The sequence below is a fragment of the Pseudomonas sp. BN417 genome (assembly GCF_029871205.1).
Taxonomy (GTDB): Bacteria; Pseudomonadota; Gammaproteobacteria; order Pseudomonadales; family Pseudomonadaceae; genus Metapseudomonas.
The window spans coordinates 1-19,906 of record NZ_SSOJ01000101.1 but is presented as its reverse complement, the minus strand read 5'-3'; the positions used below and the strand labels follow the sequence as shown (position 1 = coordinate 19,906).

Annotated in this window: 10 protein-coding genes; 4 read left to right on the top strand and 6 right to left on the bottom strand. The window is 64.7% G+C overall.

Annotation, left to right across the window (positions count from 1 at the left end; translation table 11 throughout):
* Positions 1 to 9,929 (bottom strand): peroxidase family protein (locus tag E8F11_RS12410; protein WP_280289123.1); only part of this gene is annotated, 9,929 nt, incomplete at its 3' end.
* A 753-nt stretch (positions 9,930 to 10,682) separates the two neighbouring features.
* Positions 10,683 to 11,756, bottom strand: a complete 1,074-nt coding sequence (locus E8F11_RS12405; RefSeq protein ID WP_280289122.1) for a sigma-54 dependent transcriptional regulator — start codon at positions 11,754 to 11,756, stop codon at positions 10,683 to 10,685.
* A gap of 281 nt (positions 11,757 to 12,037) precedes the next feature.
* On the opposite strand from E8F11_RS12405, the gene msuE reads away from it, so the two are divergent.
* Entirely contained in the window at positions 12,038 to 12,601 is a 564-nt protein-coding gene (gene msuE, locus E8F11_RS12400) for an FMN reductase (protein ID WP_280289121.1), read from the top strand.
* Between the two features lie 60 nt (positions 12,602 to 12,661).
* Here the strand turns inward: msuE and E8F11_RS12395 are convergent, their stop codons facing one another.
* From E8F11_RS12395 to E8F11_RS12380, 4 genes are read right to left on the bottom strand one after another with little or no spacing between them, the layout of a single operon-like run.
* A complete protein-coding gene (locus E8F11_RS12395; RefSeq protein WP_280289120.1) occupies positions 12,662 to 13,279 on the bottom strand; it encodes an ABC-type transport auxiliary lipoprotein family protein in 618 nt (205 codons plus the stop codon).
* Complete coding sequence (locus E8F11_RS12390) at positions 13,276 to 14,193, bottom strand: MlaD family protein (protein WP_280289119.1); 918 nt, start codon at positions 14,191 to 14,193, stop codon at positions 13,276 to 13,278. Before E8F11_RS12390 ends, E8F11_RS12395 begins: the two co-directional genes overlap by 4 nt.
* Positions 14,194 to 14,982: an ABC transporter ATP-binding protein gene (locus E8F11_RS12385; RefSeq protein WP_280289118.1), complete on the bottom strand. Its 789-nt coding sequence runs from the start codon at positions 14,980 to 14,982 to the stop codon at positions 14,194 to 14,196. It abuts the gene before it with no gap.
* Positions 14,979 to 16,103 (bottom strand): ABC transporter permease, encoded by a 1,125-nt coding sequence (locus tag E8F11_RS12380; protein ID WP_280289117.1) that lies wholly within the window; start codon positions 16,101 to 16,103, stop codon positions 14,979 to 14,981. Before E8F11_RS12380 ends, E8F11_RS12385 begins: the two co-directional genes overlap by 4 nt.
* A gap of 235 nt (positions 16,104 to 16,338) precedes the next feature.
* Here E8F11_RS12380 and E8F11_RS12375 point away from each other — a divergent pair, with 235 nt between their 5' ends.
* The 3 genes from E8F11_RS12375 to E8F11_RS12365 all read left to right on the top strand — a co-directional run bounded on the left by E8F11_RS12375 (position 16,339) and on the right by E8F11_RS12365 (position 19,548).
* A complete protein-coding gene (locus tag E8F11_RS12375; protein WP_280289116.1) occupies positions 16,339 to 17,523 on the top strand; it encodes an acyl-CoA dehydrogenase family protein in 1,185 nt (394 codons plus the stop codon).
* Positions 17,520 to 18,641, top strand: coding sequence for a sigma-54 dependent transcriptional regulator (locus tag E8F11_RS12370; RefSeq protein ID WP_280289115.1), 1,122 nt, complete (start codon positions 17,520 to 17,522; stop codon positions 18,639 to 18,641). Before E8F11_RS12375 ends, E8F11_RS12370 begins: the two co-directional genes overlap by 4 nt.
* 247 nt (positions 18,642 to 18,888) lie before the next feature.
* The gene (locus tag E8F11_RS12365) at positions 18,889 to 19,548 is read left to right on the top strand and encodes a gamma-glutamylcyclotransferase (protein ID WP_280289114.1); all 660 of its coding nucleotides are present in this window, start codon (positions 18,889 to 18,891) and stop codon (positions 19,546 to 19,548) included.
* Positions 19,549 to 19,906 lie beyond the last annotated feature (358 nt).

Below are 19,906 nucleotides of genomic sequence, written 5' to 3'. Positions count from 1 at the left end.
GTGAACAACAGGTTCTCGACGTTGTCCGTCAGGGCGTAGCTCCCCAGCGAAGTCCGGACACTGTCATTCCCTTCCCCGCCCAGCTCCACGACGCTATCACCCAGGTCCGCCACCTCGTAGGTATCGTTGCCGGCGCCACCGGACATGGTATCCGCGCCCGCATCGCCGATGAGCAGATCGTTGCCACTGCCACCCACCATGTTGTTGGCCAGCGTATTGCCGATGCCTATGACATCGGCCGTGGCGACGAAGTGCAGGTTCTCGACATTGACGGGCAAGGCGTAGGACGTCAACGAGGTGAAGACGGTGTCAATGCCCTGACTACCCTGCTCCATGACGGCATCGCCGAACTCCCTCACCTCGTAGATATCGTTGCCGGAGCCGCCGAACATCGTATCCATGCCCCCGCCACCAATCAGCAGGTCATCGCCCGTGGCGCCGACGATGATATTGTCCAGGGCATTGCCGGTACCGACGAAGTTGCCCAGGCCGCCGAAGTACAGATTCTCGAGGTTGGCAGCCAGGGTGGTGTTCGACACGGACGTCCAGACGGTGTCGATCCCGTCGCCGGCATGCTCGAGGGTTTGGTCGCCCGCGTCGGTCATCTCGTAGGTGTCGTTGCCAGCGCCGCCGACCATCGTATCGGCCCCGGCCCCGCCGATCAGCATATCGTCGCCGGCATCACCGTTCAGGGTGTCGTCGCCCAACGCGCCCTGCAGAAGGTCATTGCCGTCACCGCCGTTCATCAGGTCGGCCCCGTTGGTGCCAACCAGGTTGTCGACAGCGGATGTGCCATTGATCAGTGCACCGACAATCGCAGTAGCACCCGACATGACCGACTCAAGGGTGCCGCCATCATCCGTGAAGCTGGCCACCACCCGCAGCACTTGCCCGACCTGTGCGGCCCCCGGAGTAAAGCCCGGCTGGTTCGCGCCGACTATATCGGTAAAGGTCGCCCCGCCATTGCTTGAAGACTGCCACTGGTAGGTGAAGACCGTATTGGTGAGGCCATCGGGATCCGCGATGGTCCCACGCGAGGCGATCAGCCCCAGGCTCTGGGTCGGCGAGACATCGCTGATGGCCGCGGCTCCCGTCGGCGCGTCGTTGGCCGTCGGAACAACGGGGGGCGTGACATTGGAGAACACGGTTTCCAGCACACCGTGGGCATCCCGGTAGATCGCCTTGACCCGCAGGGCAAGGCCCAGCTGATCCGCCGTGAGGCGGAAGGTCTTGCTGGTGGCCCGGCTCAGCTCACCGGCCGCGAAGGTGGTGATGTCCTGGAATACGCCCGAACCCGCAGCGGTTTCGGCCTGCCAGAAATAGGTCACCGGTCCGGTCACGCTGCCACCGGGATTGTCGGCATCGCTGACCCCGTCGAGGAAGGCCTCCATCAGCGCCCCCACATCCGGCGTGGAGTCATTGACCGTCACCACACCCACCGGGGCGGCGTTGCGGCCGGTCACCAGGAGCTGGCTGCTATCGGAGAATTCCAGTTGCTCGATACCGGTCAGGGTGTCCACGCCGTCGGAGCCGACATTGTCGGTGACGGTCACGATGTCATCGTGCTGGTCGGCCGTGCCGCGATCGTTGATGGTCACGGTGTAGTCACTGGCAAGTCCAGTGAACACCGCGGAGTCGATCGAGTCGTCGCCCTGCAGAATCTCCCTGACGGCCACCAACTGCCCCGCGCTGAAGATGCCATTGACCATATACGGCACCATCTCGGTCATGCTGTTGAAGGCGGCGATCTCGGCGCCGGTGCCGTCGGCATTGGCGTGGACGCTGATGCGGACGTTGAGCCACTTGTCGCCGTCGATCAGGTCGTTGCCTTCACGGCCTTCGATGATGTCACTGCCGCTGCCGCCGAAGATGATGTTGCCACCATCGAAGAAGCTCACCGTGGGCGTCGCCACGGTCCCGAGCACTTCGTTCAGGTAGGCCTGCAAGCCGTTGATCAGCGCGATGTTGGTCAGCACGCTGCCCTTGGCGCCGGCAGTCGGCAGGGTGAGCGGACTCGAGTTGTCGCCGCGCAGTATGTCGCTGAAGGCCGAACCGGAAATCCCCTCGACGAAGTCCATGCGGGTCAGCACCGAGGCACCCGAGCCCGGCATCGCTGGCTGGTCGAAGAAGCGGCCATCGATGTCGATGGTGACGCCCATGGTGTTGTTCTTGAAGCTCGCCCAGTCATAGCCGGAGCCGCCGACATAGCGGTCGCCCATGCCCACGCTGCCGACCATGATGTCGTCACCACCCTCGGCGTTGAACTTGTCGTTCTCGCCGCTGCCGATGTAGATGTCATTGCCTGCGATCGGGTCGTTACCGGCAGGATCGAAGTTGTCGCCGGGCGCGCCGTCGGACGTACCGGCCTCGATCCAGTCGTCACCTTCGTTGCCCATGTCCTGTTCGTTGGCCTTCGAGCCCAGGATGAAGTCGTTGCCCTGGCCGCCGAAGGCTTCGCTGGCGTCCTCACCGGTGATGATGAAGTCGTTGCCGAAGCCGCCGAGGATCAGGTTGACGCCATTGCCGCCCTGGATCACGTCGTTGCCGTTGTCACCCTTGATGTTGTCGTCGCCACCCACGTCCGAGATGATGTCGTCGCCGTCGCCACCATTGATCATGTCGTTGCCGTAGCCACCATCCAGGCGGTCGTTGCCACCGTCGCCATAGAGGGTGTCGTCACCTTCGCTGGAGCGCAGGATGTCGTTGTTCGCCGAGCCGCCCAGCACCACGTGCTCCACGCCGGAATAGCGCAGGTAATTGGTGTCGGCCCCGACCGTCGCCGGGTTGTCGCGGCTCACTTCCGGCAGCAGCGGGTTGGTGCCCAGCGGGTCGGAGTTGCCGTCGATGCCGTCCGCGCCGACCACATCATCCAGGGTGCCCTGGATGCCATCCACGCCCGCATCGTTCAGCCCGGTGTGCTGTGCCAGCGGGTTGACTTCCAGGGTAAAGGCCGGCGTCGAGAACACCAGGGACGGCAGGTGGGTCGCAGTGGAGTTGGCCATGATCAGCTTGGCGAAGGAGTTACCCTCCAGCTCGGCGTTGAAATTCATGCCGGCGGTGCGTTCCAGGTAGTAGAAGCGGTCGCCGTCCTGCAGTTTCTCCAACTGGTTCTCGAACACGAAGTTGAAGGTCGAACCCAGCATGCCGCCGAAGGGGGTGACCTTCTCGGCCAGGCCGCCGATCCAGAAGTCCACCGAATCCACGCCAGTGGTGGCCGCCGGACCATTGAGGAAGTCCAGGCGGTCAGCGGGCGCCCCGGCTCCGCCGAGGACGATGGCGGTTGCCGCCGCACGCTTGTCGACCAGGGTGGTGGCCGCGGTGATAGTGGCATGGGTGCCATAGGCCGCGATGAAGTTGATCAGCGACTCCGCATGCTTGAGGTGCAGCGCGAAATCGGCCCAGCTGATGTACGGCTTGAGGTTGCTGTCGCCGGTGGCTTCGAAGAACTGCGCACGGGCGTGGTTGAGGGACGGAACCCCGGTATCGCGTCCCCGGGCGATGTTCAGCGCCGGCAGGTCGAGCGGCAGGCCCACCAGGTTGTTGCGCAGTGCTTCGGTGACGAACTCGTCGATCTGGTTGCCGACCTCGCGGGTCACACCGCGAACGATGGCACCGGTGGCTTCCTCGGGCGTCAGGCCACTGGCCTCGTAGGCCAGCGGGTTGAGGAAGGCCTGGATCAGGCCGAGCTGTTGATTGCCCGCAGCCGTCGGATCGGCATCGCCAACGACGTTGAAGTTGGCGTCGAAGCGATCGACCGATTCGGTCAGCATCGAGTGGCCGAAACGGTAAACCGTGTGCGCGAACTCGGCGACGATCGAGGGATCGAGGTCGACGTCATAGACCTGGGTCGGCGCGAAGAAGGGGTCGATGTTCGGCTGGATGGTACGCGCGAACTCCTCGAACACCAGGTGCTGGTATTGCATCTCGGTGCCGAACTTGGCCACCTGGAACAGACGCTCGCCATTCCATTGCAGGGCGCCGATCTCGGCCGCGGTGGTCGGGAAGCTGGTGACCGGGGTAAGCAGCCACTCGTTGAGGAAGGCCACATCATTGCTCGCCAGTGCCGTGTCCTTGGTCTGCTGCAGCAGGCGGTTGTGCTCGGAGTGGAAAATCGCGTGCACCGCGGTCAGGCCGATGTTCTCGTTGACCCGGCCGTCACCGGCCATGTAGTGCGCATCAAGCAGCTCGTTGTCGTAGAAGCCCGGTGCCGGCGTACCGCCCACGACAGTGTCTACATCGGGCTGGAGTGCCAGGCCGGTCTGGCTGTCCACCGGAACGGCCGTGTGCGCGATGTCGATGAGGAACTGGTGGCCGGTCCGCACTGCATCGGTCAGGTCGATCGGCGCGGCGCGGTTGCCTTCCACCAGCACGTCGTCAGGAGTGCCGGGCAGGCCGTCCGGGCCCACCATCACCACCTGAGGCATGCCACCGGGCCCCTTGATGAAGTTGCCGTAGGCGTCGGTGGCCAGCAGCGGCACGTTGTCGAAATCGGCGTCGGTCAGGTTGATCCCGAGGATGTCCCGGGCCTGGGCCTTGAGCACCTTCCAGGTGGCCATGCCGCCGATATCCACATCGTCCGCGGTACCGTAGATCCCATCCGCGCCGAGGTTGCGGTTGGTGATCAGGCCACCGGTCGCCACCGGATCGCCGGCGGCATTGAGTGTATAGGCGCGCAGGAACACCTGGTGCGATGGATGCGAACTGTAGGTCTGGTTCTGGTCGACGAAGGGCGAGGTGGTGTTCTGCGATTCCCGCGTATCGTCGGCGGTACCGAGAATGCCGTCCGCCCCGGGACCGGCGAATTGAGTGGCCCGGGTCAGGACCATGAAGTTGGTCGGGCTGCCGGGAACGAAGCGCGGGTCATCCGCGTTCAACGGCATGAACACGACGCCGTTGCCGCCCTTGGTGACCAGGTCCAGGCCATGGTCGAAGAACTGTCCGAAGAAGGTCATCCAGGCGTTGAAGGGCGCCGACAGGCCCGCGTCCGGCATCTCGTTGGCAAAGAAGAAGGTCTGGAAGGTCGAACCGTCGGTGCGGGTTCCGGTAACCACCTGCACACCGTCCTTCAGGACATCGTCAGCCGTGCCGAGAACACCATCCAGACCAGGATCGAACGCCGTCGCGAGCGCCGCCGGGTTGTTGGCGGTCTGGTCGACGATCAGGTTGGAGATGGTGCGTGGCTGCGAGTCGACCACATCGACGGCCGAATCATAGGTGGTACCTGCTTCTGCAGGGCGGAACTCTCCCGGCAGCAGCCGCGGGAAGAGGTTGTCGGCGGCGCCGAACTGGCTCTGGTCGATGCCGGAGAAGTTCACCAGGTTGTTGAACTCACCGGTCACCGTGCGCAGGCCGACCGAGGCGCGCACGTTCGGCACCAGCGACAGCAGGTCGGCACCCGCGGCATGGGCCTCGGCGATGCGGATCTGGTCGAGGATGAAGTTCAGGTCCGAACGCACCAGCTGGATGCCGGGCCCGCTTTGCGCGACCCCAGGCCCCGGATCGGGGACGAAGGTCGGCGGCGGCGGGGTGAAGGGTGCCACGGCATCGGTGGGTGCGGAGAACACCTGCTCGGTCACGCCATTGGCGTCGGCGTAGACCCCCTTGACCCGCAGCACCAACCCAGCGACATCCGGGGTGATGCGGAAGCGCACGCCATTGGCGCTCTGGAAGGCCAGGTCACCTGCCGGCGCGGCGATGATGTCCTCGAATACACCGGAGCCTGCGACCCGCTCCACCTGCCAGACGAAGTTGACGTCGGTGATGGTGCCGCCGGGGTTGTCGGCATCGGTCACGCCCGCGCTCGACACGGTGAGGAAGTCGCCGACCTCCAGCGCCCCGCCATTGGTATCGGTGATGGTCAGCGCGCCCACCGGCTCGGCATTCAGGCCGGGGACCAGCACCACGGCGCCGTCGGAGAACTGGATCCGCTCGATGTTGGTGAGACGGTCAGTACCATCCCGGCCTACAACCTGGTCGGCCACCGTGAAGGAGCCGTCTGCGTTGGCCGTAATGATGTACTCGGAGTTGAGTCCCCGGTAATTCGCGGTATCGAAGTCCGCCGGGTTGGTCAGCAACTCCCTCACCGCGACCAGCTGGCCGGGGGTGAAGGTGTGGTTCAGCATCAGCGGGATGAGGTCGACCATGCTGTCGAAGCTGGCGATCTCGGCCCCGGTACCGTCGGGGTTGGCCCGCACGCTGATGCGTACGTTCAGCGAGAGGTTACCATCGAGCAGGTCGTCGCCGCCGCGGCCTTCGATGATGTCGCTGCCGCCGCCGCCGAGGATGATGTTGCCGGTGCCGAACTGGTCGTCTACCGTGCCGACTATGCCGTCGGGGCCCGCGGCAGCGGCACCCAGGAAGGCCCGCATGCCGGCGATCAGGTCGAGATTGGTCAGCACATTGCCGGTGGCCGTGGTACCGGCCAGGGCTGCGGCATCGGTGTCATCGCCGCGCAGGATGTCGGCGAAGGCCGAACCGGAAAGCCCCTCCACTTCGGCGAAGCGGTCGAAGATCGAAGCGGGCGATTGCGCCACGGGGAAGGCAAGGTGGTCGCCCACCTCGCCAATGCCGAGGAAGGCCGCCAGGGCCAGGTCCACGGTCACGCCGATCCTGTCGTTCTTGTAGGTGACCCAGTCATAGCCGGACATGCCGTCCATCTTGTCCTGGGCATCGCTGCCGACGAAGATGTCGTCGCCACCCTCGCCAATGAACTCATCGAAACCGCCACCACCGATGAAGACATCGTTACCGATGACGTTGTCCGCCAGCAGGGGGGCGAAATTGTCGCCCGGGGCGCCGTCCTGGGTACCGTTCTCGATCCAGTCATCACCCTCGTTGCCGGTGGGCCCCAGGCTGGTCTTGGCGCTGTAGATGAAGTCGTCACCCTGGCCACCGAAGGTGGTTGAAGCGTCTTCGATGGTGACGATGAAGTCCTTGCCATCCCCGCCGAGGATAAGGTTGCCGCCGCCGGCGGCCATCATGTTGCCGACCACTATCACGTCATTGCCGGCCCCGCCTTCCAGGCGGTTGTCGCCACCGGCATCGCTGAGGATGTCATCGCCTGCGCCGCCCATCACGGTGTCGTTGCCGTAACCGCCTTCCAGTTCGTCGTTGCCGTCATCGCCGTACAGGGTGTCGTCGCCATCGCCGGAGATGATGATGTCGCTGCCGACGGTGCCGCCGAGGACCACATGGTCCTCACCGGTGTAGCGCAGGTAGTTGGTGTCCGGGCCGACCGTATTGGGGTTGTCGCGGATCACCAGCGGGATGATCTCGACCGCGCCGATCGCGGCGCCGCCAGTGGGGTCTGAATTGCCGGGCAGATCGTCGGCGGTCCCGACTATGCCGTCGGGACCGGCCACCACGCCCTGGTTGAACTGCCGGGTCGGGTCGACCTCAAGGATCCAGGTCGGGGTGGAGAAGATCGCATTCGGCAGGTGAAGGGCATCGGTGTTGTTCATCACCAGCTTGGCGAAGGAGTTGTTCTCCAGCTCGGCGCCGAAGTTCAAGCCTGCGGTACGCGACAGGTAGTAGAAGCGGTCACCGTTCTGCAGCGACTCCAATTGCGTTTCGAAGACGAAGTTGAAGGTGGAGCCGAGCATGCCGCCGAAGGGCATCTTCTCTTCCGCCAGACCACCAATCCAGAAGTCGATGAAATCCACGCCGGTGGTGGTGATGCCGTTGAAGTCGTTGGCCCAGTCACCGGTGCTGTTCAGGAAATCCAGGCGGTCGACAGGCCCTTGCTCTCCCACGCCGATCACACCGTCTCCATTGAGGTCCAGGTTGCCAAAGACCAGCAGCATCGCAGCATCGCGTTTGGCCGCGATTGTGGTCGCATTGATGATGGTCCCGTGAGTGCCGTAGGCGGCGATGAAGTTGATCAGCGATTCCACGTGCTTGAGGTGATCGGCGAGGTCCACCCAACTGGTGTATGGCTTCAGTTGCTCATCGCCGGTCATGCGATAAAACTCGCGGCGTGCGGCGTTCAGCGAAGGAACGCCGGCATCGCGGCCACGAGCGATGTTCAGTACGGCCAGGTCCAGCGGCAGCCCCACCAGATTGTTGCGCAGGGCTTCGGTGATGAACTCGTCGATCTCATTACCGACCTGGCGGGTCAACCCGCGGACGATGGCGCCAGCCGCTTCCTCCGGGGTCGGGCCGCTGACGGCGAACGCCAGCGGGTTGAGGAAGGCGGAGATCAGGCCCATCTGCTGGGCGTTCGTCGGGTGTAGGGGGTCGGCGAAGACCGGATTGAAGTTGGGATCGAAGCGATCCACGGTTTCCAGCAGCATCGAGTGACCGAAGCGATACACCGTGTGGGCGAACTCGGCGACGATCGACGGGTCGATGGTGGTGTCGTAGCCCGTGGGTGCGAGGAACGCATCCACTTGCGGCTGGATGGTACGGGCGAACTCCTCGAACACCAGGTGCTGGTACTGCATCTCGGTGCCGAACTTGGCGGCCTGGAACAGCCGCTCGCCATTCCATTGCAGCGCGGCGATGTCGGCGGCGGTGGTCGGGAACACCGCCGGTGCGGTACCCGGCAACAGCCAGGGGGTCAGCTCGGCCAGGCTGCCCGAGGCCAGCAGTGTGCTCTTGGTCTGTTCGACCAGGCGGTTGTGCTCGGAGTGGAACACATGGTGCACGGTGGTCAGGCCGATGTTCTCGTTGACCCGGCCGTCGCCGGCGATGTAGTGCGCATCCAGCAGCTCGTTGTCGTAGGTCAGCGGATTGCCGTCATCGCCGATGATGTTGTCCGCATCGGGCGTCAGGCCTCCGGTCGGGTCGGCGCTATGAGCGATGTCGATGAGGAACTGGTGCCCGGTGCGCACGGCATCGGTCAGGTCGATCGGTGCCAGGCGGTTACCTTCCACGAGGACATCATCGGCAGTCCCGGCGATGCCATCGAACCCCTTCATCACCACCTGCGGCAATCCATTCGGCCCCTTGATGAAATTGCCATAGGGGTCGGTAGCCAGCAGCGGCAGGTCGAACACGTCGGCATCGGTCAGGTTGATGCCGAGGATGTCGCGGGCCTGGGCCTTGACCACCGCCCAGGTGGCCATGCCGCCGATTTCGACATCGTCAGCGGTGCCAAATACGCCATCGACGCCCAGGTCCCGATTGGTGATCAGCTTGCCGGTGGCCACCGGCTGACCGAGGTTGTTCAGCGCATAGGCGCGCAGGAACACCTGGTGCGAGGGGTGCGAGGTATAGGTCTGGTTCTGGTCGACGAAGGGCGAGGTGGTGTTCTGGTTCAGTCCCGGCCCGCCGAACTGGGTGGCACGGGTCAGCACCATGAAATTGGTCGTGCTGCCTGGCCTGAACAACGGATCGTCCGGCTGCAGCGGAACGAACACGACGTCGTTGCCGCCCTTGGTCACCAGGTCCAGGCCATGGTCGAAGAACTGCCCGAAGAAGGTCATCCAGGCGTTGAAGGGTGCTGACAATCCGGCATCCGGCGCAACGTTCGGGATGAACAGGGTCGAGGTGTCATCCGGCGTGCCAAAGACCCCATCGAGGCCGGGGCTTGCCACGGTGGCGGAACCGGGAGTCTGCGCGGCCGCCGCCACAGCTGCCGGGTTACTGGCGGTGAAGTCGACGATCAGATTGCTGATGGTCCGCGGCTGACTGTCGAACACCGTGCCGGAGGTCTGGGCATAGCTGGTGGGCAGGGACCCCGGTACGAAGGGATTGCTCTCGGCGGTGCGGAAGACCGGGTCGAGCAGCCGCGGGAAGATGTTGTCCGCTTCACCGAATGCGCTCTGGCCGAACACCAGGTTATTGAAGGAGCCGTCGATGGTGCGCAGTCCCCAGGGCACCTGCACGTTGGGCAGCAGGTCGAGGAGTTCCTGGCCGGAGGCGTGGGCTTCGGCGATGAAAATCTGCTGAAGAATGAAATCCAGGTCCGATAGGTTGAAGTTGGCCATTTTGCTGATTCCTCAATTCCGACTGCGTAGGGGCGTGCGCCATGGCAGCAAGGACAGGGCTCCACGCTTTCGACTTGACTTCGGGATTTGGGGGACTAGATGACGCCTACCTTGAAGCGACGCTGGTGCTAGCGTGATTCATGCTCTTCAGCAGGAGGTTCTATCCCTGACAGTGCCGGCAAATTGGCGCCGGCGCGAAGGTCATCGACCCGGCGGGCCGTGATATTCGGTGAGGTGCAGCGAGGCGGGCGGAGTCGCCTCCTGGAACGGGACTCGCGAAACAGTGCTCATGACGTTCTCCCTAGCTTTCTTGTTTCCCGGCTAAGGCTGCAGCGACATCACGATGCAGCTGCCCGCACTTCGAAACAATTTCTTACATACCTGACTAAAGATTCGACCAAAAACACTGTCAAGCGACCGTCGCAGCGGTCTATTCAACTCATAAATTTAAATTAAGTATCTGATTTATATAAATTAATTATTGAAATAATATCTTACAAAAATGCAAATGCGAGGCACTCCAGGGGACATCACCCCAAATCCAGGGTCCAGCACGCAGGCTAAAAGGCCCGAGATAGAGCCATCCAGTCAGTTGTTCACCGTTAATCCGCTGTTTGCCACCGCCCGGAAGAGCCAGGTGGCACCTTGCATAATCCGCGGATTAGTGAGTCAAAAAACCGTGCTTTTTGCCTGATTTCACGAGCGGGACCGAACAGGCAGGCGGCCCGGTCGGAAGCCGGGCCGGCGGGGAAATCAGGCCAGGCGGATGACAGGCCTGCGTGAAGCCACTTCCAGCTCGCCAATCTTCTCCAGCCGCGCCCGCACGATGTTGCGGCTGATGCCCAGCAGCCGGGCAGTCTGCAATTGGTTGCCGTGGCAGAAGCGGTAGGCGCTACGGAACACCCGCTCCTCGATCTGCTCATAGAGATCCGGCAGGTTCTGCTCGAACAGCGCATTCAGCGCCGCTTCCAGATCGGCGGGCCGGGCCGACAGGGCCAGCGCGTCCTGGCGGGCGACCGCCAGGCGTATATCCACCAGTTGCAGGTCGCCGGGCTGAACCAGAGCGTTGCGGCACACCAGCAGGGCATGGTGGATGGCGTTCTCCAGTTCGCGGATATTCCCCGGCCAGCTGTGTCCGAGCAGCTTGCGCTCGGCATCCGCGCTCAGGACCGCCGGGGTATAACCCAGGCGCCGGCAATGCTCGTCGAGGAAGAAGTGCGCCAAAGGCAGGATGTCGCCCCTGCGTTCGCGTAGCGGCGGCAACTCGATGCTCGCCACGTGCAGGCGATAGAACAGATCCTCGCGGAAGTGCCCGGCTATCACGGCGTCTGCCAGATTGACGTTGGTCGCTGCCACCAGTCGCACGTCGATGGGAATGGGCGTGCGCGACCCCAGACGCACCACTTCACGCTCCTGCAAGACCCGCAGCAGCTTGACCTGCATGTTCAGCGGCAGGTCACCGATCTCGTCAAGGAACAGAGTGCCGCCATTGGCCGCCTCGAACCAGCCGGCCTTGCTGCAGGTGGCGCCGGTGAAGGCACCCTTCTCGTGGCCGAACAATTCGCTTTCCACCAGGGTTTCCGGGAAGGCGCCGCAGTTCACCGCGACGAAGGGGCCGCTGGCCCGCCGGCTGAGGTTGTGGAGGTGCCGGGCCACCAACTCCTTGCCGGTGCCGGTCTCGCCGATAATCAGCGCGTTGGCCTCGCTAGGCGCCAGGCGCTCGATGCGGCTGAGCAGTTCCTGGGAAACCGGATCCTTGAACACCAGCACGGTGGCGCGGACGGATTTGGTCAGTTCACGGGCATTGGGGTGGGTAAGCAGAGACATGGTGCATTCCTGGCATCCGAAAGCGCAGGACGATGATGCCCGAAAACCATATAGATAAAAAAATTATCAATTAGCATTTATATATACAAAAACAGAATATATCGATCCAACGCCCCCCCCCACTGCTGCCCCGGCAACATTCCATCAGCACAACTGCTGCATTCCGACCAGCGCAATCCCGCTCGAACGACTTGAACTGCCCGGAATTCGCACACTTTCGCCCTTGGTACGGCCCTTGCTCTTGCCCTCTGTACACAGAGCAACATCCCAAGGGATACCCCATGACCAAGCCGATCAGAGTCGTAGCCGTTTCCGGCGGCACCTTCCGCCCCTCCCGCACCCTGGTGCTGACCCAGGCCATAGTCGCCGAACTGGGCCGCCTGCTGCCCATCGAGGCGCGCATCATCGAACTGGGCGACATCGCCCGCCCCGTGGGAGGCGCCCTGTCACGCAAGGAGTTGCCGGAGACCGTCGAGCATGAACTGCGCGCCATCGAGACTGCCGACCTGCTGGTGGTAGCGGCGCCGGTCTATAGAGGCTCCTACCCGGGCCAGTTCAAGCACCTGTTCGACCTGATCGACCTCAATGCGCTGGTCGATACCCCCGTGCTGCTGGCCGCCACCGGTGGCAGCGATCGCCACGCCCTGGTCCTCGACCACCAGTTGCGCCCGCTGTTCAGCTTCTTCCAGGCACTGACGTTGCCCATTGGCGTCTACGCCTCGGAGGCCGACTTCCAGAATTACCAGATCACCAGCCAAACGCTGCGCTCGCGTATCACGCTGGCTGCCGAACGCGCCGCGCCTCTGTTCGCCGGCAACGCCGCCGACCTGCTGAAGATCGCCTGAAGAGCGCCCCCCAGCGGCCGCTTCCATGGGCACTCCCGGATGGCGGCCAGCCGAGGAAGCTCAATCTCGCACGCTGAGTTCGGGACGCCCGGCGCCCTGGACAAGGGTCCAGTCCAGCATCTGGGCCGCAAGGCGGTCGGCTGCCAGGCCGAAAGCCGTTACCACTTGCGCCGGCGCCGTGCCGCCGGCCGCCTCGCGCACGTCGAAACGCTGACTGGCGAGCATCCGCCGGGTGCCGCTCTGCACCAGCCGCGCCTCCAGCAGGATATGCACCTCCACCCTCCCCGCCCGGTACTCGCCCTGGAAGGCGCGCAGGTCGCCGGCCAGCACCAGGTCGGTTGCCAGCCGACTGTCGTCGCTGCTCACCGCACCGACGCGGCCATCGGCGCGGAAGGCGTCGATCAGGCGGTCACGCAGCAACAGGGTGCCACGGTCGTCCCAGCGCACCCCCTGGTAGGCACTGATGCGGTCACCGTCGGGCAGTACGGCGATGCGTGTACTGTCCAGCAGCGGGCTGGCCAGCGGTTTGTTGATCTGCAAGGCCCAATCCACTTCCACTCCCCTCGCCGACGCGGCACCGGTTACGGGCAGTTGATAGACAGCCAGCTCCTCGCCCTTGGGCAGGATGGAGCAGGCACCGAGCAACGATAGAACGGCCAGGGCAAGCATGGGCTTCATGGTCGGAACTCCTTGATGCTGTCGTTGCGCAGCAGGTAGCCACCCGGGTCTTCTTCGAGACGGCGAGAGAAGCTGCGCAGCGATTCCAGGGTGTCGCGCAATTGGCCGATGGCCGGCCCCAGCTCGCCTATGCCTTTCATGCCGCCATCGAGGGACTGGCGATTGTTCTCCAGCATCTGCTCGATACCGCGGCTGCTGCGTTCCAGGGACGCCAACAGCTGGTCGGCGCTGGCGAAGGCCTGACGGCCCTGGCCATCCAGCAGCTCGTTGGCGGTGCGAAACAGGGCGCTGGCCTCGCTGGTGGCGACATTGACCTGCTCCAGGGTACGGCGCAGTTCGTCGCGCTGGCCGGCAATGCTCGCGGTGGTCTGCTCCAGGTGGGCCAGGGTCCGGGAAACGTGCTCGACGTTGTCGCTGGAGAACAGTTGATTGGCCTGCTCCAGCAACCGGGTGACGCTGACCATCACATCCTCGCCGCCAGCCATCAGCCGGGCGATGGGCGACGGATCGGCGATGATCACCGGCAGCTTGTCATCCTGACCCTTGAGCAGCGGGCTGGCCGGGGTACCTCCGTGCAACTGGATCACCGCGGTACCCGTGACGCCGGTGATGGACAAGCGTGCACGGGTGTCTTCCTTGATCGGCGTGTCGCCGACTATGCGAATGCGCGCCCGCACCTTGCGCGGGTCCTGCGGGTCCAGGCGCAGCTGCGCCACGTCACCGACCTTGATACCGCTGTACTGCACCGCGCTGCCCTGGGACAGGCCACTCACCGCTTCGGTAAAGATCACCTCGTACTCCTGCAGTTGGCTGTCGGAGCCGGCCTTGCTCAGCCAAAGGGCGAAGAGCATGGCGGCGCCGACCACCAACACGGTGAACAGGCCGATCAGGACGTGGTGGGCTCGTGTTTCCATTCATGTGCTCCCTGGCGCGCGCATGGCCGCCTGTTCGGCCGCGCGCCCGCGCGGACCGTGGAAATATTCACGGACCCAGGGGTCCTGGTTGGCGGCGACCACCTCCAGGCGATCGGCCACCAGCACGTGCTTCTGTGCCAGCACCGCGACCCGGTCGCAGAGGCTGTAGAGGCTGTCCAGGTCGTGGGTGACCAGGAACACGCTGAGGCCCAGGGCATCGCGCAGGGTGCGGATCAGTTGGTCGAAGGCGGCCGCCCCAATGGGATCGAGCCCCGCCGTGGGCTCGTCGAGGAAGAGGATGTCCGGGTCGAGCGCCAGGGCACGGCCCAGGGCCGCGCGCTTGACCATGCCGCCGGACAGCTCTGTGGGGTACTTGTCGCCGGCGTTGGCCGGCAACCCCACCAGCGCCAGCTTGACCCGCACCAGGGCCGCGGCGGCGGATCGGTCGAGGCCGGCGTGTTCGATCAGAGGCAAGGCGATGTTCTCGCTCACCGTCAGCGAAGAGAACAGCGCCCCGCGCTGGTAGAGCACGCCGAAGCGGCGCTCCAGCTGCGAGCGGCGCTCGGCTGGCAGCGCCAGCAACTCTTTGCCGAACACCCGCACGGTGCCGGCATTGGCCCGGCGCAGGCCGAGGATACAGCGCAGCAGCACCGACTTGCCGGTGCCCGAACCACCGACCACGCCGAGCACCTCGCCACGCAGCAGGTCCAGGTTCAGGTCCTGGTGCACCACCTGGGCTCCGAACTGGTTGCGCAGGCCGCGCACCTGGATGATGGCGTCTCCCGTCACCAGCCCACCTCCATCAGGAACAGTGCGGCCACCGCATCCAGCAGGATGACCACGAAGATCGACTGCACGACGCTGGAGGTGGTGCGCTCGCCCACCGACTGGGCGCTGCCGGTGACCTTGAAGCCTTCCAGGCAACCGATCACCGCGATCAGGAAGGCGAACAGCGGCGCCTTGCCAATGCCCACCAGGAAGTGCCGCAGCTCGATGTTCTGCTTGAGCAGCGACAGGTACATGGCCGGCGAGATGTCCAGCGCCAGGGCGCAGACCACCGCGCCACCGACCATGCCGCTGAGCATGGCGATGAAGGTCAGCATCGGCAGGGCGATCAGCAGGGCGAAGACCCGCGGCAACACCAGCAGCTCCACCGGACTCAGGCCCAGGGTACGGATGGCATCTATCTCCTCGTTGGCCTTCATCGAACCGATCTGCGCGGTGAAGGCACTCGCCGTGCGGCCGGCCATGAGGATGGCGGTGAGCAGCACACCGAATTCGCGAAGGAAGGAAAAGGCCACCAGGTTGACGGTGTAGAGGGTGGCGCCGAAGTCCGAGAGGATGGTGGCGCCAAGGAAGGCCACCACCGCGCCCACCAGGAAGGTCAGCAACGCCACTATGGGCACCGCGTCCAGGCCGCTCTGCTCCAGGTGCGCCACCAGGGAAGTGATCCGCCAGCGCCGTGGACGCAGGAGTATGGCGCCCATGGCGGAGAGGGTCAGTCCGATGAAACCGAGCAGGGCCAGGCTCTGCTCCCAGAGTCCCTGCACCGCGGCGCCGATGCGTGCGAGCAGTACCACCGGGGTCGACTGCCTGGGCGACGGCGGCGCCTCGCCCTCCCCGGCCATGGCTGCGGCCACCGCCTGTAGCAGCGCCAGGCGTTCGGCCGGCAAGGCCGGTGCGAGGATTTCCAGGTCAGCCATGCGCTCGTCGCCGAGCAACTCCACCAGCAACGCCGCGCCGGCGGTGTCCAGGCTGCCAAGCTCGTCCAGGTCCACCGCCCGGCCCGGTGCAAGCTCCTCGCGCAGGCCGGCGAGGCGCCTGCGCAATTCGCCGTAGTGGGCCAGGGTCCAGTCCCCGCCTATGTGCAGGCCGGACCCGCGAATCTCGATGGAGGGCGGTCCGCTCATGACCACCTCTCCTTCTGCCCATCCCCGACTGCTGGCTGAGAAACAGCCGACCAGCAAAACCTCTGCTTCAGCAACACAAAACGCCCTCCGTGACGCCGCAACTGCGCTGAAATCGTACAGATACGGTTGGTACAGCTCTTGCTCCAGGTCATTGCCCCTGGCGCAACAGCTGCGCGGTTCCCTGAACTGCGCGACGCGGTCAAGCCGGCACCCCGACTACGACAAGGACACCCGCGTGACCGCCAAGCCTCTCAGCATAACCTCTGACCTACAGCACCGCGCCCGACAATTGGCTGCGCAGTTCGCCGAAACCGCCGCCGAACGCGATGCCCTCGGCGGTACGCCAAAAGCCGAGCGCGATGCCATCCGCCAGAGTGGCCTGTTGTCGCTAATCATACCGGACGATTGCGGCGGCCTTGGCAGCGACTGGCAAACCACCCTGGACGTGGTGCGCGAGTTTGCCCGGGTGGACAGCTCCATCGCTCACGTCTTCGGCTTCCAGCACCTGATGCTGGCCACGGTGCGGCTGTTCTCCCGCCCAGACCAGTGGCAGCCCTGGTTCCAGCTCACCGCGCGCAACCGCTGGTTCTGGGGCAACGCCCTGAACCCCCTGGACAAGCGCACCACGGTGAAGAGGTTCGACGGCTGGCGCGAGTTCTCCGGGAAGAAAAGCTTCTGCTCCGGCGCCCTGGATTCGCAAATGCTGATCGCTTCCGGCCTCGACGAAGAAACCGGCAAGCTGCTGATCGCCGCCATCCCGACCGCGCGCAGCGGCATCAGCCTGGCGGACGACTGGGACAATATGGGTCAACGGCAAACCGACAGCGGCAGCGCCACCTTCGAGCGAGTCCGGGTGGAAGAGAACGAACTGCTGCTGGAGCCCGGCCCCCTGAGCACACCATTCGCCTGCCTGCGCCCGCTGATCGCCCAACTGATCTTCACCCACATCTACCTGGGGATTGCCGAAGGCTCGTTCGAAGAGGCCCGCGCCTACACCCTCAAGGAGGCGCGCCCCTGGTTCAAGTCATCCGCCGCCCATATCAGCGAAGACCCCTACGTGCTCGCCCACTACGGAGAGTTCTGGGTGGGCCTGGAAGGCGTGCGCGCCTTGGTGCAGCGGGCCGCCAAGCTACTGGACAAGGCCTGGAGCCAGGGCCCCGACCTCGGAGAAGCCCAGCGCGGCGAACTGGCTCTGGCCATCGCCACCGCCAAGGTGGCGGCCACCCGCACCGGCCTGGACCTGTGCAGCCGCTTGTTCGAGGTTACCGGCGCACGCTCCACCCACGCAGCCCTGCGCCTCGACCGCCACTGGCGCAACCTGCGCACCCAGACCCTGCACGACCCGGTGGACTACAAGGTCCGAGAACTGGGCGAGTGGGCCCTCAACCAGACCCTGCCAACGCCGACCTTCTATTCATGAAAGCACCGCGCCAAGCCCCGAACGGCCTGCTCACCCTGCCCCCCTCCCCGGCCCTGGCCACCTCGGTACGGGCCACCGCCCAGGTATTCGAGGACCCGAAGTCCCAGGCCCTGCTGACCCACCTGCGACAGGTGGCGCCCAGCGAAGCCAGCGTGCTGATCATCGGCGAGACCGGTACCGGCAAGGAGCTGCTAGCCCGTCATGTACACAACCTCAGCGGGCGCCGTGCAGGTCCCTTCGTGGCAGTCAACTGCGGCGCCTTTTCCGAATCCCTGGTGGAAGCCGAGCTGTTCGGTCACGAGAAAGGCGCCTTTACCGGCGCCCTGGCGGCCAAGGCCGGCTGGTTCGAGGCGGCCAACGGCGGCACCCTGTTCCTCGACGAGATCGGCGACCTGCCGATGCCCATCCAGGTCAAGCTGCTGCGGGTACTGCAGGAGCGGGAAGTGGTGCGCCTGGGCTCGCGCAAGAGCATCCCCATAGACGTGCGGGTACTGGCCGCGACCAATGTGCAGCTGGAAAAGGCCATCAATGCGGGGCACTTCCGCGAGGACCTCTACTACCGGCTGAACGTCGTCACCCTGGAGCTCAGCCCGCTACGCGAGCGCCCCGGCGACATCCTGCCGCTGACCCGCCACTTCATCGAGGAATACAGCCGCCGCCTCGGCTACGGCCACAGCGCGCTGAGCCCGGACGCCGAGCGCAAGGTGCGTGGCTATTCCTGGCCGGGGAATATTCGCGAGCTGGAGAACGTCATCCACCACACCTTGCTGATCTGCCGCGATGGCCTGATCCAAGCGAACGACCTGCACCTGTCCAACCTGCGCATCGAGCGTGCGGAAGAACCCCGCACCAGCGAAGACGGTGCCGAGGCGCAGCTGCTGCAGGCCTTCCAGCGCCTGTTCGAAGAACCGGGCGGCAACCTCCACCAGAAGGTGGAAGACGCCCTGCTAAGAGCCGCCTACCGCCACTGCCACTACAACCAGGTACACACCGCCAACCTGCTCGGCCTCAGCCGCAACGTCACCCGCGCGCGGCTGATCGCCATCGGCGAACTGGTGGTGAGCAAACGTGGCGTACAGCGCATCAACGGCGAACAGGTGGTGCAACTGTCGATCTGATCACCGCACCTTACGAGGATCGGAGCAGCCTGCGGGAAAATTGGCTTATCACCATCGGCGATAATTCCATCACCACTGATTCCTTCTGTTTATCAACGCTCCATGGCCAACTCTGCCGGTACCCGAGAGGCAGGAAATTTGCGTGGAATTCGACGATCGTCAGTTCGCCAAGCGCCCGCTACCTGCTAAAACAAGGGGGCGGGCCGGGGGAGCAGGTCCGTTCCCATCTTCGCAATGCAGTAATCCTATGGCCGGCAGCTACCACGACACGCTCATCGCGCCCTACCCGCCCCAGCTCGAACAGCCGGTGGAACTGACCCGCGCCGAGTTGCTGGCCTCCCTGGAGACCACCATGGGCCGGCACGAGGGCGGGCCGGTCTGGTTGTTCGCCTACGGTTCGTTGATATGGCGACCCGAATGCCCGACGGTGGAAACCCGCCGCGCCCGCATCCACGGCTATCACCGCGGGCTCTACCTCTGGTCACAGATCCACCGCGGAACCCCGGAAACTCCTGGTCTGGTGCTCGGCCTCGATCGTGGCGGCTCCTGCGCCGGATTCGCCTACCGGTTGCCGGAGGAGCAACTGGAAGAACACCTCCTCGCCCTCTGGCAACGGGAAATGCCCGACGCGGCCTACCAGCCCAAATGGCTCAACTGCCAACTGGCCGACGGTCCCAAGGTGCAGGCCCTGGGCTTCGTGCTGCGGCGCAATATCCCCTGCTACGCCGGCGCCCTGCCGGACCACGTGCTGCGCCAGGTCTTCGACAATGCCATCGGCCACTACGGCAGCACCCGCGACTATGTGGAAAAGACCGCACGCATCCTGCGCGCCCACGCCATGCCCGACCGCCGGCTGGAAGAAGCCCTGGTGCGTTGCTGCAAGCAGGGGGCGCTGAGTTTCAGCTGAGCGCTCGGGGGCGCGCTTTCCTTGCCTGATGTACGCCCGCGCGTTCCTGCCGGCCGGAAACAGGGCCTGAGACCTCGGACTTCACTTGTAGGGGCGAATTCATTGGCTATGTCTGCGTTAGCTGTTACTGCATCGAATAACGCGCTCTAACACGGTATTTTCAGACCTGCGCACCTGCCTGACACATCCCTCTCCCCCGGCCCCTCTCCCTGAAGAGGAGAGGGGGGACTCGCGCCTGACAGGGCGCAGCAATTCTGATGCCCAGTCGTTGCCTGAACCTGTGCGAAAGAGGTGAGGCAGCGACTCTGCCCCGTCAGAAGGCCGAGCGGAAGCGTTGCGCAGGGGGACGAGCGGCATG

Excerpts from the sequence above, each read along its gene's own strand:
- E8F11_RS12390 (WP_280289119.1), bottom strand. The coding sequence starts at position 14,193 with ATGGAAACACGAGCCCACCACGTCCTGATCGGCCTGTTCACCGTGTTG.
- msuE (WP_280289121.1), top strand. The coding sequence starts at position 12,038 with ATGACCAAGCCGATCAGAGTCGTAGCCGTTTCCGGCGGCACCTTCCGC.
- E8F11_RS12365 (WP_280289114.1), top strand. The coding sequence starts at position 18,889 with ATGGCCGGCAGCTACCACGACACGCTCATCGCGCCCTACCCGCCCCAG.
- E8F11_RS12395 (WP_280289120.1), bottom strand. The coding sequence starts at position 13,279 with ATGAAGCCCATGCTTGCCCTGGCCGTTCTATCGTTGCTCGGTGCCTGC.
- E8F11_RS12405 (WP_280289122.1), bottom strand. The coding sequence starts at position 11,756 with ATGTCTCTGCTTACCCACCCCAATGCCCGTGAACTGACCAAATCCGTC.
- E8F11_RS12380 (WP_280289117.1), bottom strand. The coding sequence starts at position 16,103 with ATGAGCGGACCGCCCTCCATCGAGATTCGCGGGTCCGGCCTGCACATA.
- E8F11_RS12370 (WP_280289115.1), top strand. The coding sequence starts at position 17,520 with ATGAAAGCACCGCGCCAAGCCCCGAACGGCCTGCTCACCCTGCCCCCC.